We start from the raw sequence: 17001 nt of genomic DNA, 5'->3' as shown, positions 1-17001 counted from the left end.
TATGGCTGAGAATACATCCTACTTCACCGCAGCCGAGCAGGTCTTGATGAATAATACTACAGTGACAACGAATGACACGAAGAATCGTAATAGCTATACCACTACAGACAAGCTATATGCACTGGCGGCAGACGATTATCGTTCTTCAACCATAAAAGCAGGAAGTTATAACAGTACAGTACTTGCCACGAGCAATTACTGGAACAGTGGTACCACTTTTTGGTTGCGTTCACCTAATGTTGATATTGCTTATCTTGCGTTGCTCACTTCTCCAGGTTATTGGGTCAACCGCTACGAGGTTTACTATGGCGGCGCTGTTCAGCCCGCTTCCAATCTGAATCTGTCATCTGTCCTCTTTGCATCTGCTGCGACAGCAGCATCATCTGATACAGCAGTGGCAAAAACAATTGCGTCGGGGGCGGCAATGACCTTAAGACTGGATGGAACAGGAAAGGATATTGGTACAGTAACATATAACACTACAACAGGTGATATTAAGGTGGTGAAAGGCAGTACATCACAACCGGTGTCACTTGTCGTACAGGGCAATGATGGAACAAACGATTGGTATTACAGTAAACAGATTGCAGGACTAGAGACGGTAAATGCTTCAGATATTAAGTCAGCACTCAGTTTGACATCAGATATAGATTTATCAGCATGCAAAATCTGGCTGGAAATAACCGAGGATAATGTTTCGTATGCGGTAAACGCAGAAAAAGAGATTGAGCGGCATGTGCATTGCGTATGTGGTACAAGTGGATGCAAACTTTCTGGAAACACGCATAGGGATGTGACATGGTCGCCGGTATCAGACTTGAATGAGATCACGAAACCTGGCAATTATTATCTGACACAAGATATTGAGATGAAAGAGACATGGGAGCCGAATGCAGGTGTCGTACTCTGTCTCAATGGACACAGTATATCAAATACATACAAAGATAACCTTCGCCCTAATGATGAAAAAGCAACGATTCAGATTATCAGTGGAAAATTTACGCTTACAGATTGTAGCCGGGATGAGAATGGACAGAATAAGGGTAGTGTTACCCATGCAAACGGAAGTCTTGGAACAGGTGTGACATTCTTTAACACAGATACTAAGTTTGACATGTATGGCGGCAATATCAGAGGAAATTATGCTGTGGATCATCGTCCGAGGTGGAATGGCGCCGGGTATATGTGTCTTCATCCAGATGTCATTTTACTATGTATGGCGGAAGCATTTCCGATAATCAAGGTCATGGGGTTTCGGTTGTCGAAGGAGCAACCTTTACCATGAATGGTGGTAGCATTACAAATAATACGATATCAGGTTCAAGTGGTGCTGGAGTGGTCAATTGTGGAAAAGTTGTCATGAATAAGGGATTGATTTCTAAAAATAGCATAACCGACGGTGATGGCGCTGGTGTCTATAATGGACCGGCTGTACTCAATACAAATTACAACAAACCAGAATTTGAGATGCGAGGAGGAGAAATTTCTGAGAACACTACCACTACAAAAGGAAGCGGCGGCGGAATATCTAACTTGGATGCCATATGTACCATTACAAGTGGTAGTATCTGCAGCAATCAAGCAGGAAATGGTGGTGGTGTAAATAACACAGAATCTGTTTTTGAAATGCAGGGTGGAGAAATTATTGGCAACCGTGCAAACGGGTATTCCGGAGGCGGTGTTAACAACAACACCGGATTAGCGACGGGTTCCTTTACCATGTCTGGTGGTGTGATCAAAGAAAATCAAGCCGCGCAATATGGTGGTGGGGTGGCATGTTATGAATATACTACTACTACTGGTAAAGGCGTATTAACGATTAGCGTTAAAAATGCTGCTGTGATACAGGATAACACGTTAGCAAATAATAAATCCAGTAATCTGGAATTGCGTGACAATGTTGTACTGACGGATGTGCGGCTGAATGGCTCAAATCAGATTGGCATTTCGACTGAGACGGCACCAAAAACAGAGAAACCGATTACCATTGCAAATAAAACTGGTCTGATGAACGGCTTGTTTTCGGATCATGCGGCATATGAAATAGCCGAGGAAGATGGAAAGACCATTTTACAGATGAAAAAATATACAGTAAAACTGGTTTTGCCGGAAGATGGAAGCGTAAGAAAAATCAGTGGCGGTGACTTGGTGCAGAAAGTAAATGATGATTTTCAGGCGGTGCAATTACAGGCAGATGATGACCATTACTTTAGCGAAGAGAATAAGAGTGCAATGAGACAAGCCGATATATATGTATCGTCAACTAGCGGAAATGTCAGCAATATTACGATTTATGTCAGACCTACGGCAGATGTTGAAGTACAGATTTTGGCAACGGAAAAAGCATCGCAGAAAGCACCGGAAAACATATCTGGAATTGCGCCGATACAAGAAGGTGGCAAGGGTTACCTTGAGGGTGTTGATGCAAAAATGGAGTATCGTGAAAAAGGAACAGATACCTGGATTACCTGTCAGAATAACAGTTTAGGTCAGGAAGTTACCGCTGGTAAAACATATGAAGTGCGTAGAAAAGGAGATATTACAAAAAAGGCTTCGCCAATCAAAGAAGTGTTTGTTCCGAACAAAGAAAATGTGACCCCGAATCCAGAACCAAATCCAAATCCGAATCCAAATCCGGAACCAACCCCGAATCCGGAACCAACGCCAAATCCAAATCCGACGCCGGCTCCAACCCCTGAAAAGCCGGTAATGAAGGATGGAGATAATGGACAATATACTGAGGGCAAAATGGAAACACTCACTTTCCGTTCCAGTGCACCATTGAGCGATTTTCAGGCGGTTTATGTAGATGGTGTTATCGTAGACAGATCACATTATGAATTGGCATCGGGCAGTACCATCGTACGTTTGCAGAAGGAATTCTTAGATAGTTTGGCAGAGGGAATACACACGCTGGAAATCCGTTCAAATGGTGGAACAGCCACAGCAAATTTCACAGTTGTTAAAGCTACAGGATCGGGAAGTGGTACAGGTAGTGGAACTGGTGTTGGTACAACCCCTTCCACCCCAACCGCAGGCATTACAAATGTCCAGCCAAACGGTGGAACGCAGGCGGCACCAAATACCAATAATCAGGCAGCACAGAAAACAACAGTAAATGCCAAGGCACCGGTAACCGGAGAAACTTCACCGGTATCTTGTGTGGTACTTGCCCTCATTATTGTTGGTGGATTTGCACTTTTGATTGCAGAATTGCGCAAGGCACATAAAGCATAAATGTAATATTATACAAGACCACGACCTTGTAAAACATTGCGAGGTAGTGGTCTTTTTTATTACTTTTCACACCCCAAAATCTACACTTCGCGCCAGACGGATTTTTCAACCCTAAAATTCGTTATGATATATACAAGATATGGTGGATGGAAAGAAAACGACACCAAAGGGAACGGGAAAAGGAGAACGCTTATGAAAAAGACATTTGGAAAAATACTAGGAACTTTCTTATGCTTAGGAATGGTGCTTGGATTGATGCCAACGCAGGCATTACAGGTGTTTGCAGAGGGAGAGACAACGCCGAATTATCTAACTTTTACGGCAGAGGAGGCTGGATCGACCCTGTCATTCACATGGAACACAGAAGAAAGTGTGGAGATTAGTAAAGATAGTGGTACGAATTGGACAACTTATGTGAAAGGAACAAAAATCACCTTAGCCAAGGTAGACGACAGTGTGCAATTTAGAGGAGAACTTACCAAACTTAATATAAATACTTATATAAACCCAGCTTTTACCATGACGGGAAAAATCGCTGCGTCTGGCAGTATAACTAGTCTTAAAGATGGGAATGGTGGAAATCCTGATACAGTAGCGTCTGGCTTTGGAGGCATGTTTATGAATTGTGATGGTCTTACACAAGCCCCGGAATTACCATCAAAAAGTGTAGTAAACGGTGGATATGAGCGTATGTTCGAGAATTGCACAAGCCTGGTGGAAGCGCCGAAATTACCAGCAACTACGCTGGGGTATGATGCCTATACAAGCATGTTCTCAGGATGCACGAATATGAAGACTGGACCATCCACATTGCCTGCAACAGCCTTGAATATTGCTTGCTATTCTAATATGTTTCGAGATTGTAAATCTCTAATAAAAGCTCCAGAACTGCCAGCAACGACATTGACACAGGACTGCTATTTTGGCATGTTTCAGGGATGTACATCGCTACAGCAAATTCCAAATCTGCCAGCTACAAAATTAGCGCTAGATTGTTATAGATGTATGTTTAAGAATTGCAAGAATTTATCCATGACGAGTACAAAGGATAGTAGTCACACGATAGCATGGACATTACCAAATGCTACATTGCCGAGTGCTACAATGTTGGGATCAGACTGGAACACAGATATGTTTAAAGGGTGTACAAATGTAAATATTGGAACTCCACAGTTGAACAAGACATATTACCAACTGTGCCGCCATTCTTATAATGAGAACGATAAATGTATCTATTGTGGAGAAGCTAAGCCAAAGACATATAGTGTGACACTCATTGCAGGAGAAGGATTAACGCATTATCCATATCATGGCGCAGAACAACAGACCAATTTGTTAGGTGCAATGGAGCCGGTATATTATACCGCAGACGAAGATTACTATATTCAAGATGATTATCCGATGATTACAAAAAATGGCATTACAGTGGCAAGATATGTATTGGAAGGGTGGGGACCGGTTATCGTTGTAAATGGAACGCCTACGGCTGATACTACAATTACATTGCCAGCAGCAATAGCACGCAATGTAACACCAAATCCAGAACCGAATCCGAAACCAGAACCGAATCCGGAACCGACGCCGAATCCGGAACCGACGCCGAATCCAGAGCCAACGCCAGCTCCTGAAAAGCCGGTAATGAAGGATGGAGATAACGGACAGCATGTTATAGGCAAGGCAGAGGCACTTACCTTCCGTTCTAGTGCGCCACTCAACGAATTTGTAGCTGTATTGGTCGATGGCGTAATAGTGGATCCGTCCAATTATGACGTGTCGGAAGGTAGTACGATTGTACGTCTGAAACAGTCTTTCCTAGATACGCTATCTAAGGGAAGCCATACGATTGCTATTCAATCAATCGGCGGAACAGCAACGGCAAACTTTTCCGTTACAGCATCTTCTAATAGTGGAAATACTGGATCTGCCACAACACCAACACCTTCTGCTCCGACAGCAGGCATTACAAATGTCCAGCCAAATGGTGGAGCGCAGGCAGCACAGAAAACAACAGTGAATGCCAAAGCACCGGTAACCGGAGAAGCTTCACCGGTATCTTGCATGGTACTTGCCCTCATTATTGTTGGTGGATTTGCACTTTTGATTGCAGAATTGCGCAAGGCACACAGAGCATAAATGTAATATTATATAAGACCACTACCTTGTAAGACATTGCGAGGTAGTGGTCTTTTTCGCATTTCGCACCCCAAAATCTACACTTCGCGCCGAACGAAATTTTAAGCCCCCAAATTCGTTATGATAGATGTAAGAAAAAGGTGGATGGAAAGAAACAGACACCAAAGGGAACGGAAAAAAGGAGAACGCTTATGAAAAAGACATTTGGAAAAATACTTGGGGCTTTCTTATGCTTAGGAATGGTGCTTGGACTTATGCCAAGTCAGGCATTGCAGGTAAAGGCAGCCGGTGAACACAAACACTGTGTATGTGGAGCAACGCATAGAGATGTTGGCGACCATACGTTGGAAACAGAAATCACATTTGAGGCATGGACAAAAACGAATAGCCTGCCGGATACAGCGGGGAATTACTATCTGGAAAATGATGTCGTACTTAATGTGCCGACAGATGCGGAGGAAATGTATCGTGGCTGGCAAGTGCCTGATGGTGTAGTACTTTGTTTAAACGGTCATAGTATTACAGCGACAGGTAGGAATCTGAGTAATGATATTTTCGTAACGAGTAATACTACATTTACAATGACGGATTGTCAGAATACAGGCAGGGTTACGCATGCTAAGAATGCGGATGGAATAACATATACAGGTAGTGCTATAAATGTCAGTGGGGGAACCTTCAATATGTATGGAGGATCAATTACTGGAAACGATGCTACAAGTAATAATCCATCTGATGGTAGAAATTGTGGTGGTGGCGTGTATTTATCTGGAACCTTTAAGATGTATGGTGGCTCGATTACCAATAACCATTCGGCTAGTGATGGTGGTGGCGTGTATATACCGAAACAGTGGGACTGTTATTTTTATATGTATGGCGGAAATATCACAGATAATACTACGGGAAAAGAAGGCGGTGGAGTGTATGCTGTTAGTGATATGACAGTGTCAGGTAATGCCAACATCACTGGTAATAAAAAGGCAGATGGTAGTGTAAGTAATGTTGGCCTATATACAACCAATAGTGGTAAGACCAAGACCATTAAAATTGATGGAAATATGAATGGTACGATTGGTGTGTACACGGATAGAGTGGTGCCAACTGCTGAAAATCCGGTTGTTGTTGTTCAAGGAGCAACTGCAAATAAGGACTATAGTAACTTTATTACCAGTGATAGCGCTAACTATAAGATTATGCACGATAGTAGTGATCCTACGAAACTGGTGTTAACAGGGAAGGACGCACCAGAACCGACACCTACGGAACACAAGCACTGTGTATGTGGTACGAATACTTTAAATATGAATGGTCACAATTGTAGCGCGAATCAGGTATGGACGGGTATTGATGATTTATCGGAAATTACATCAAGTGGATATTATTACTTAAAACAGGATGTGACAATCACATCTACGAATACATACAGTAGTGTATATACAAGCGGAAATCAGTATTGTGGATTGAAAATATCAGGCGATGTTGCACTCTGTTTGAATGGTCATAGTATTATCATGCAAAATCCAGAAGGAGTAACAGATGATGTGGATGCTGTTATGGTTGAGGGACATTTCGTGCTGACAGATTGTCAAGGTACGGGAACGATTAAGCATGCAAAGAATTTATCAGGAGAAACATACCAAGGAAAAGGTGTAAAAGTACAGGGTGGTACATTTGATATGTATGCCGGTACTATTACAGGCAATACATCAGAATATGATACGGGCGGAAGCGGTGTCAGTGTAGAAGGAGTGAAAGAAGCGGGCAAATCCAGCATATTTCATATGTATGGTGGAACAATCAGCGGAAATATAGCCAAAAATGGCGGTGGTGTTGAAGTTACCCGTAGTGTTTATAATGGACCGTCAGAATTTCATATGTATGGAGGAACAATTACAGGTAATACCGCAGATAGTACATGGTCTAGTTATGGTAATGGCGGCGGAGTATATGTCAGCTGGACAGCAAAGTTTTTCATGAATGGTGGTAAAATATGTGGAAATACGGCAACTTATCAAGGCGGAGGGGTATATGGATCCGCATTAGCAAGAACTAGTGCATATGATACTGGTGGAGCAGCAGAACTAAATGTTTCCGGTAGTGCCACAGTTATAGACAATACGGCTGGCGGAAAGAATAACAATGTATACATGACAAGTTCTACACGAGAAAGTGGTTATGAAACGTTATATGTGAAACTAGATATATCAGATCCATTCAGTGGCATCATAGGAGTATCGACAAAAGACAAACCTGTGGCTGGAAAACCTGTTGTTGCTGCAGCAAGTGCAACACCTGGTGTAGATTACAGCAAGCATATTGTCAGTGATGATACGCAATACAAGATACGCCATGTAGGGTATATGCTTATGCTGACAACAGCCGATGAACCAAATCATCAGCATACATGGGATGAAGGAAAAATAACAAAACAGCCGACAACAAGTGAGGAAGGTGTGAAGACATTTACTTGTACGGGATGTGGAGCAACCAAAACTGAGCCAATCGACAAATTAGTTTCAAACACCTATAAAATAATCGATGGAGCCAATGGGAAACATACCATTGGTAAGGATGGTACATTGACCTTCCGTTCTAATGCTCCATTCAGTGAATTTGTAGCTGTATTGGTCGATGGTGTGAAAGTGGATCGATCCAATTATGATGTGTCGGAAGGTAGTACGATTGTATGGCTGAAACAGTCTTTCCTTGACACGTTATCCAAGGGAAGTCACACGATTGCTATTCAGTCAATTGGTGGAACAGCAGTAACAAACTTCTCAGTCACAGCATCTTCTAATAGTGGAAATACTGGCTCTGCCGCAACACCAACCCCTTCCACCCCGACCGCAGGCATTACAAATGTCCAGCCAAATGGTGGAGCGCAGGCAGCACAGAAAACAACAGTAAATGCCAAGGCACCGGTAACCGGAGAAGCTTCACCGGTATCATGTGTGGTACTTGCCCTTATTATTGTTGGTGGATTTGCACTTTTGATTGCAGAACTTCGCAGAAGTCGACAGATGCAAAAGAAGCACTAAAATTGTTGATAAAAAGTAAATAAGATATTAAAATCTGGGACGTTCCTTTTGCCACAAGGAGCGTCCCTTTTGTCATAAGGAGTGTCCCTTTGGCTTATAAAAAAGTAATTTTGTAATAAATACAGACATATGTGGCATAAACGACGCATAGTAATTATGTATGAAATTAATGGACATAATTTGTGCAATATGACATTTTTACACAATCGTGGCATTATGTGTCGAAAAAGCGCATAGATTATGATAAACTTTAAATAATCTTTTTATAAACTTCTTATAAAGGGCTATGCATAAGTAAAGTAAGGGAGACAGCAAATGAATACAGACAAGATTGATGCCAAGATTCTTGCCGTTGCCGGTAAGGGTGGCGTTGGTAAGACCTCGCTTGCAGCAGTTATGGTCAAACTCTTGGTGGCAGCCTATCCGGATAAGCGGATCCTTGCCATCGATGCAGACCCGGCTGTTGGCTTGTCTACCGCCTTGGGTGTGGACGTGAAACTCACGGTAGACGATATCCGCAAAGAGGTGGTTGCAAACGCAGAGGACGGCAACGCTAAGGCGGCAATTGAATTATTAGGAGAAGCCAGATACCGTATTTTCGACGCGCTCGTCGAGATGGATGGCTTTTCTTTTATTGCTATCGGAAGACCGGAGGCAGCAGGCTGCTATTGCAAGATCAATAGTTACCTGAAAGAAGTTATTGGTCTTTTGGCAGAGAATTATGATTATATCGTGATCGACGGCGAGGCGGGGATCGAGCAGATCAACCGTCGTGTCATGGAAAAGGTGACACACCTCATGCTGATCACAGACTCTTCCAAGAAGGGGACACAGGTCGTAAAGACCATCAAGCAGGTAGCAGACGAACTCGTTATGTACGACAAGGTCGGCGTGATCGCAAACCGCCTTCCGAATTTAGACGTCAAACAGTACATGGACGTGGGCGATATCCCAGTACTTTCCTACATATTATCGGATGCCTCTTTGGCAGAGTTCGATCTCAAGGGAGAGAGCGTATTTTATTTGGATGATGATGCGGCAATCGTCAGGGGAGCCAAGGAAGCTCTGATCGGTATAGGAATCTTAGAAGCGTAAAGGAGGGCAAGCGTGAAAGACTTAAAGCACTTATATTATTTTGAAAAGTTATTGGAAGATGCCAATAACGAACTTGTGCGTCAGGCACAGGACGAGGGTCTTAAGTGTATCGCAACGACTTGCGAGAATGTACCGGAACCACTCTTAAATCTTCCGGGCACATTTTCGGTAAGACTTCGTGCACCGCGTACAGGCTCTATGGAGATGGCTACTTACTACATGACAAGTTTCTTGTGCGAGTACAGTAGAGCACTTTTGGAGAGAGCCATTGAGGGCGGCTACAACTTCGTAGATGGTATCGTGACACCGGACGGCTGTACCATGATGAATCGTTGCGTAGAGAACATGGAACTGCTTAAGACCATGGGTCAGGGCAAGGACGGATTTTTCTGGGAATACATGGAGATTCCACAGAAAAACGATGACAATGCGCTGGAAATGTATACCTTACAGTGCCGCAACCATATCTTAAAGCCTCTGGCAGAAAAATATGGTATCGACACATCCGATGAGGCGATCCGTGCAGCAGTAGATCAGCATAATGAAGTATGCCGTCTGATCCGTCAGATCGGAGACTTCCGTAAGGAAGCCAATCCGCGCGTGACAGGCTATGAGTTCCACATCCTTACCATGGCAAGTTACGTGGCACCAAAGCATCTGATCCTAGACAAACTCCGCGAGACCTTGGAGGAGATCAAGACCAGGGAGCCGGATGCGGCTGACAAGTACCGTGCTCGTGTTGTTTTTGTCGGCTCTGAGGTGGATGATGTTGATGTCATCAAACTGGTAGAAGAATCCGGCGCTTATGTATGTGCAGACCGTTTCTGCTACGGATCTTTGCCGGGACGTGATGAGATTATCTTAAATGACGAGGAAGACGTGGTAAAACAGATCTGCCGTCAGGTGCAGGGCAGAGCACAGTGCCCGCGTTATTGGGATATGGCAAAGATGACTGGCAGACGTGATTACGTTGCAGATCTTGCCAAGGAATACGGCGCAGACGGTATTATCTACGAACAGATGAAGTTCTGTGATCCATGGGCTTATGAGCGTATGATCGGTACGATCGTGCTCCGTGATGAGCACGGCTATCCGGTACTTGCCGTGGATCGTCCATATTCCATTGGCTCTTCCGGTCAGATGCGCACACGTGTGCAGGCATTCGTAGAGAGCATTGAGATCAAGAAGATTCAAGGAGGTAAGAAATAATGGCAAAAGAAGTAGGCGCAGAAGCGCTGGGTAGATTTTTTACCGATGGAAAAGTACGAAGCAGACGTGAGTGGCGTGGATTCAAAGATACCTTTTATGATTACACACGTTGGCTTTATATCATGAAGCAGTTGGCAGGCTTTATCATCAAACCTAGAAATATCAAAGCCATGTTCCGTTACCGCTGGATGGCAAACTATCTGGCAGTACCGATGATGGTAGATAAGCATACACAGGGACTGCGTGGACCATACCTTCGTATGTGCCATTTAGAGCAGGATCTGGTCGTTTATGACGTAGCAAAACTTCTCGACAATCTTTTCCGTGGCGACCGCCGCCTCGGCAATGATGAGGAGTTTTCCAAGAAGGTCGTTTTGGTAGATGAGAACGAAATGACAGCCGTTATGATGGGATTTCCTACCTTGAAGGGACTTTCCCGTGAGACGCCGTCCACCTATGTATCCGTTCTTCTGAACCAAACAGCAGCCCTTCATTATATTGATGTGGCACAGGAATACGGACTTGCCGGTGATGTTTGTCCGATGCCGGAGGCAGAACTTGGCGTTTCCATTGATGATGATGCACCAATCCTTGGTGCCTGCGCCGTACAGTGTAATACGACCTGTGACGGTTCCCTTATGAGTAACGGTGGTATTGCTAAGCGTCTGGAATTAGAAGACGGTATCCCGATCTTCCAGTTGGCAGCCCCGATGCGCCACAGAGAGGACGACGTACAGGATTACGCAGCACAGGAGATCAAGAATTGTATCGCCTTTATCGAAGAAAAGACAGGCGAGAAATGGGATTGGTCTTACTACTTTGAGTGTGCAAAGCGTGTCAATGAGTCTACCAGACACCGTATGGAGTGGCTGGACATGAACAAGACCGATTATCCACAGGTCTTTGGTTCCAACCTTGCGCTTTATACAGAGACCAACTACATGGCTATCTGTGGTAAGGTACCGGAGTTCGTCAATGTAGACCGCAAACTGACCGCACTTGCCAATCAGGCATACAAAGACAAGATGATGATGGCAAGAGAGTATCGTCACCGTGCTATTGTATGGGGCGTACAGTCACACTTTTATATGGACTTTTTGCTCTGGATCTTAAACTGCTGGGGCATCGTTCCGCTGACCGATATGCTTTCCATGGTCAATACCGAAATGATCGCAGAGGAAGATACACCGGAGAACCGCGAAAAGGCATATTATGATATGGCTTGGCTGACAGAGAATATGATCATGAGAAACCGTACCCACGGTGGTTACAAGGTTCTCTTAGACGAACTCTGGGAGTTCTGTGAAGAGTTCAATGCCGATGTGGTCATCCTTTGGGAGCACATGGCATGTAAGGCACTGGATGGTATGCATGGACAGTTCGAGGAAAAGGCAAGAGAAAAAGGTATTCATCTGATCTGGGTAACCCACGATCTGTTCGATCCTCGTATCGTATCCCGTCAGGGTGTTCGTGATCAGGTCAATCGTTATATGAGAACTGTATTTAAGGAAGAACCACTGGATCCGTCGCTGGAAGTATTGCACGACGAGCATTCATGGTAAAAAGGAGGAACAAGATGAAATATTATGGCGGATGTGATTCCGGATCAACTTATACAAAATGTGTCATCATCGATGAGACAGGAAAGATGGTAGCAGATGTAACACTACGCAGCCGTATCAATGCGGTACTTTCCTGTGAAGAATCCATTGAAAAGGCAGTTGCCCAGGTGCCGGACTTAAAGTCAGCAGATGATCTGGCTTATCTGGTAGGTACCGGATACGGGCGTAACAAGGTACCTTCCGCAGACGAGAATATCTCAGAAATTTCCTGTCATGCCATGGGCGTGCATGTAGCAGACCCAAATGTCAAGGCAATCATCGATATCGGCGGACAGGATGTCAAGGGTATTGCCATTGATGCTGACGGAACCGTTTTAAACTTTGCTATGAATGACAAGTGTGCAGCCGGAACCGGACGTTTCTTTGAGGCAATGGCAAAGGCATTTGAAATGGATCTGTCTGAGTTTTCCAAGTTATCTTTGAAGGCAAAGAATGTGATCCCGATCACGGCACAGTGTACCGTATTTGCAGAGTCAGAGGTTATCTCTTTGGTAGGAGAGGGCAAGCCGATGGATGAGATCGCAGCAGGTATCGAGTTATCCGTTGCAAAGCGCTGCTTCGTTATGTCAAAGAAGGCAGGTGCTGTAGATTCCATCACTTTGACCGGTGGATGTGCCAAGAACGACGGCTTGAAGGAAGCCATCGAAAAGGTATTGAATTTGAAAGTCATCGATCTTCCGATCGACCCACAGTTGATGGGAGCACTTGGGGCGGCAGAGTTTGCACGTCAAAAGGGAATGGCTAAGGAAGGAGCGGTTTAATATGGCAACATTTTTTCATGTACTTTTGATCATTGCGATCGTTTTGGTTTGCCTCTTTGTTTTGAGTTTTATCGTATATTTCTTTAACTTGGATATGAACTTACGGCAGCGATCGAACCGTTGATGTTAAAGCATTACGATAAGATAGAAAGAGACACACATCTATGAGACTTTATGATGAGATTATCAATGACATTCTGACTGACCTTTCAGGTCAGGATGTCGTGAAACTTCCGGTCGGTGACGCTGCAGATCCGATCAGCAGAGACTGGCAGGATGCCGGAAAAGCAATGATGATCTTACAGGCAGATATGGCATATGAACTGGGCGGGCATAATCTTCCTGCCGTGGGCAATACCTTAGTGACGACGGAGACAGATCTGGTAGGAGAGGATGAGATCACCCTCATAGGAAAAGATCTGCCACAGATCACAGAAGACACCCCATATGCAAGGATCACCCTGGTACGTGTTGCCGAGGATAGTATTGGAACGGGAGACAAGTTATACAATACCATCCAGAACATCGGCTACTTCCGTTACCACATCTACCCTAAGGGATTTATGCTTCGCGTTTCATCTTCCAATGACAGGGAGAGCGTGCGCGTGGCGGCAGATGCACTGGAACAGGGGCTGAATTTTACAGCGATCGGTAATGCCATGCAAAAGGCACTCCACCTGCACAAGGAAGTCGAGGCAGTAAAGATCATCTTTATCACAGATCCGGGTGCTGATTACGCCGGTCTGCAGGAAGGGCTCAAAAAGACCAAGCAGATCACGGCGACCATCGATCATATGCTAAAAGATGTCAATATGGATTGTGGTTCCTGTGGCTTACAGGAGATCTGCGACGAGGTCGAGGGTCTGCGGGAAATGCATTTTGGCATGAGCGAAGAACATACATAAGTAATTACAAGAGAATGTTTAGCACCGCATCGGTGCAGACAATAGAAACAAGCAATAAGAAATGAGAAAAGGAGAGTATAGACATGGACATGAATAAGTACAATGAGTGGCCTGCGAATCACAAAGGCGACAAGAATCCAAGTCCAAAGATCATCGCTTTAGGAAAGCGAATCACAGATGTTGCCGGTCATATGATCGGTGGCGTTACCGCAGAGGATCCGGAATACTGGGGACTCGCAGAGATCATTACAGAGGAAATGGCAGAGGTAGGTCTTACCATGAAAAGACGTGTGCATTACACGTTTGATCAACTCTGTGAAATGAACAAAGACAAGGTAGCAGAAAAAGGGAAAGAAGGCTTCCAGAAGTTATTGGATGAAATGTCTTATATCGGACTTTTGGAGTATGATTACGGCTATCATTATGACCACAATGGCCGTACAGCACCACAGTCAGAAAGACGCTACACACTTCCGATGTTTGTACCTGGTTCTGCTGAACTTTTCAACATGGAAGAAATCCCGGGGGATGTCAAGGGCAATCCTAGATTGGAACAGCACCCGGATGTTGCTTCTTTCTTCGAGCGTATGACTTATATCCCATTGGATGGTATTACACAGATGGTACCTCCTGGTGGTGCAGGTGTCGGCATGCACGTTATCCCGGTAGAGAAAGCGATCTCTATGGAAAATGAGGCCATCGACATCGAGAAATTATCTTATTGGCTGTCTAAATACGAAGGCAAGATCGGTGTAGGACGTTGTTCCTGCCGTGCTTCCCGTAAGGCGATCGGTGAAGGCGTTGCAGATGATGATTACGGCTGGTGTATCGGTGTCGGCGATTTCGCAGATTACTGCCGTGAGACCGGTAAGGGTCATGACATCACAAAAGAAGAAGCACTTGAGATCTTACAACGTGCTGAGGACAATGGTTTCGTACATCAGATCACCAATATCGATGGCGAGAACAAGATCTTTGGTATCTGTAACTGTAACGTAAATATCTGTAATGCACTCCGTACATCACAGTTATTCAATACACCAAATATGTCACGTTCCGCTTATGTGGCACACGTAGACAAGGACAAGTGTGTGGCTTGTGGACGCTGCGTAGAGTATTGCCCGGCAGGTGCAACCAGACTGGGACAGAAACTTTGCAAGGCAGACGGAACCGAAGTGACCTATCCAAAGCAGTTGCTTCCGGATAAGGTAAAATGGGGCAAGGAATACTATGACCCGGATTACAGAGACAACAACCGTATCAATTCCCACAAGACCGGTACTGCTCCATGTAAGACAGCATGTCCTGCACATATCGCGGTACAGGGATACTTAAAGAAGGCAGCACAGGGTGAGTACACAGAGGCTCTGGCACTGATCAAAAAGCAGAATCCATTCCCGGCTGTCTGCGGACGTATCTGTAACAGACGTTGTGAGGATGCTTGTACCAGAGGAACCATTGACGAACCGATCGCTATCGATGCAGTAAAGCGTTTCATCGCAGAGCGCGATCTGCATGCGGATACCAGATACGTTCCTCCGATCGTTGTTCCAGCCAGCATCCACAAGAACGGATGGGAAGAAAAGATCGCTATCATCGGTGGTGGACCAGCCGGACTTTCCTGCGCATTCTACTTGGCAGAGAGAGGCTACAAGCCAACCGTATTTGAGAAGAACGAGAATGCCGGCGGTATGCTTCGCTATGGTATTCCATCTTACAAGTTGGAAAAAGACGTCATCGAGGCTGAGATCGACATCATGCGCGAGATGGGCGTTGAGATCAAGACCGGCGTAGAAGTTGGTAAGGATATCTCCTTAGACGAACTTCGTGCACAGGGCTACAAGGCATTCTATATTGCTATCGGATGCTCTGCAGGCCGTCGTCCTGGTGTACCGGGGGATGATGCAGAAGGCACCTTTACAGCCATTGATTACCTGAAGAATGCAAACTGCGGTGGTGCAGACTACAATGGCAGGGTTGTTGTTGTCGGCGGTGGTAATGTTGCTATCGATGCAGCTCGTGTCAGCGCAAGAAACGGTGCTTCAGAAGTTACACAGCTTTGCTTGGAGTCAGAGAAGGAAATGCCTGCATCTGATGAAGAGGTAAGAGAAGCAGGTGAAGATGGTGTTACCATCAAGTGTGGATGGGGACCAAAGGAGGTTCTCGTTACAGACGGAAAGGTATCCGGCATCATCTTTAAGAAGTGCGTATCTGTATTTGAAGAAGTAGACGGACGCAAGAAATTTGCTCCAAAATATGACGAAAGCGAGACCATCACGATCGACTGTGACCGCGTGATCTTTGCCGTAGGACAGCAGTCTGTATGGGGCGATCTCTTAAAGAGCGAAGATGTAGAATTCAGAGGACCGGCTCTGGTAGCAGACGGACTTACCTATCAGGTGCAGGGCGCACCGGATCTCTTTATCGGTGGTGATGTCATGACAGGACCGAAGTTCGCAATCGATGCGATCGCAGCAGGTCACTGGGCATCTGAATCCTTACATAGATATGTGCAGAATGGTCATATGACCATCGGACGTAACAAGTGGGAATTCATCGAACTCAACAAGGATGATATCTTAGTAGAGAGTTACGACAATTCTTCCCGTCAGTCAGAAGGATTTGACGAGACACTTGGCAACAAGTCCTTCAAGGATGCGCATATCGCACTTACCGAGGAACAGGTCAAGATCGAGACTTCCCGTTGCTTAGGCTGTGGTGCTACGATCGTAGATGCCAACAAGTGTATCGGTTGTGGTGTATGTACGACCAAGTGTGCATTTGATGCTATCACACTCCACAGAGATCACCCAGAGTGCTCAACCATGGTGACAGCAGAAGACAAGTTCAAGGCTATCATTCCTTATGAGTTGAAGCGTGCCGTTAAGATTGTCTTTGCACCAAAGACAGCAGAGGAAAAGGCTGCGATCAAGGCGCATAAAGAGGCAATGCAGAACAAATAATTTTTACCAGAAATAAAAATATGGTGATAATCAGCGTC

At 45.0% G+C, this 17001-nt stretch carries 11 protein-coding genes; all 11 read left to right on the top strand.

All coding sequences use genetic code 11. The annotated features are described in order from the left end of the window. The first annotated feature begins 1 nt into the window (after position 1). The 11 genes from DW996_RS10355 to DW996_RS10300 all read left to right on the top strand — a co-directional run bounded on the left by DW996_RS10355 (position 2) and on the right by DW996_RS10300 (position 16963). A complete protein-coding gene (locus DW996_RS10355; RefSeq protein ID WP_118535662.1) occupies positions 2 to 1285 on the top strand; it encodes a hypothetical protein in 1284 nt (427 codons plus the stop codon). Next, the gene (locus DW996_RS10350; protein WP_118535660.1) at positions 1282 to 3237 is read left to right on the top strand and encodes a hypothetical protein; all 1956 of its coding nucleotides are present in this window, start codon (positions 1282 to 1284) and stop codon (positions 3235 to 3237) included. The genes DW996_RS10355 and DW996_RS10350 overlap by 4 nt, the downstream gene beginning before the upstream one ends. 192 nt (positions 3238 to 3429) lie before the next feature. Next, positions 3430 to 5370, top strand: a complete 1941-nt coding sequence (locus DW996_RS13100; RefSeq protein ID WP_199642642.1) for a hypothetical protein — start codon at positions 3430 to 3432, stop codon at positions 5368 to 5370. A gap of 191 nt (positions 5371 to 5561) precedes the next feature. Next, positions 5562 to 8408 carry a hypothetical protein gene (locus tag DW996_RS10330; RefSeq protein ID WP_118535654.1) on the top strand — a complete coding sequence of 949 codons (2847 nt, stop codon included), beginning with the start codon at positions 5562 to 5564 and terminating at the stop codon, positions 8406 to 8408. Positions 8409 to 8723: 315 nt separating this feature from the next. Next, positions 8724 to 9503, top strand: coding sequence for an ATP-binding protein (locus DW996_RS10325; RefSeq protein WP_118282193.1), 780 nt, complete (start codon positions 8724 to 8726; stop codon positions 9501 to 9503). A gap of 12 nt (positions 9504 to 9515) precedes the next feature. Further along, complete coding sequence (locus DW996_RS10320) at positions 9516 to 10712, top strand: 2-hydroxyacyl-CoA dehydratase family protein (protein WP_118282190.1); 1197 nt, start codon at positions 9516 to 9518, stop codon at positions 10710 to 10712. Further along, the gene (locus DW996_RS10315) at positions 10712 to 12274 is read left to right on the top strand and encodes a 2-hydroxyacyl-CoA dehydratase family protein (RefSeq protein WP_118535652.1); all 1563 of its coding nucleotides are present in this window, start codon (positions 10712 to 10714) and stop codon (positions 12272 to 12274) included. Before DW996_RS10320 ends, DW996_RS10315 begins: the two co-directional genes overlap by 1 nt. Before the next feature lie 14 nt (positions 12275 to 12288). After that, positions 12289 to 13095 carry an acyl-CoA dehydratase activase gene (locus DW996_RS10310; protein WP_118282184.1) on the top strand — a complete coding sequence of 269 codons (807 nt, stop codon included), beginning with the start codon at positions 12289 to 12291 and terminating at the stop codon, positions 13093 to 13095. 1 nt (position 13096) lies between these two features. After that, positions 13097 to 13219, top strand: coding sequence for a hypothetical protein (locus tag DW996_RS13655; RefSeq protein WP_279220162.1), 123 nt, complete (start codon positions 13097 to 13099; stop codon positions 13217 to 13219). A 40-nt stretch (positions 13220 to 13259) separates the two neighbouring features. Then, complete coding sequence (locus DW996_RS10305) at positions 13260 to 14000, top strand: carbon monoxide dehydrogenase (protein WP_118535650.1); 741 nt, start codon at positions 13260 to 13262, stop codon at positions 13998 to 14000. A gap of 89 nt (positions 14001 to 14089) precedes the next feature. Further along, positions 14090 to 16963 (top strand): FAD-dependent oxidoreductase, encoded by a 2874-nt coding sequence (locus DW996_RS10300; RefSeq protein WP_118282340.1) that lies wholly within the window; start codon positions 14090 to 14092, stop codon positions 16961 to 16963. The last annotated feature ends 38 nt before the right edge of the window (positions 16964 to 17001 follow it).

It is taken from the genome of Roseburia sp. AM51-8, assembly GCF_003478275.1.
In the GTDB taxonomy this organism is placed as follows: Bacteria; Bacillota; Clostridia; order Lachnospirales; family Lachnospiraceae; genus Pararoseburia; species Pararoseburia lenta.
The sequence above is the reverse complement of the archived record's forward strand: the minus strand, read 5'-3'. Positions and strand labels throughout refer to the sequence as shown.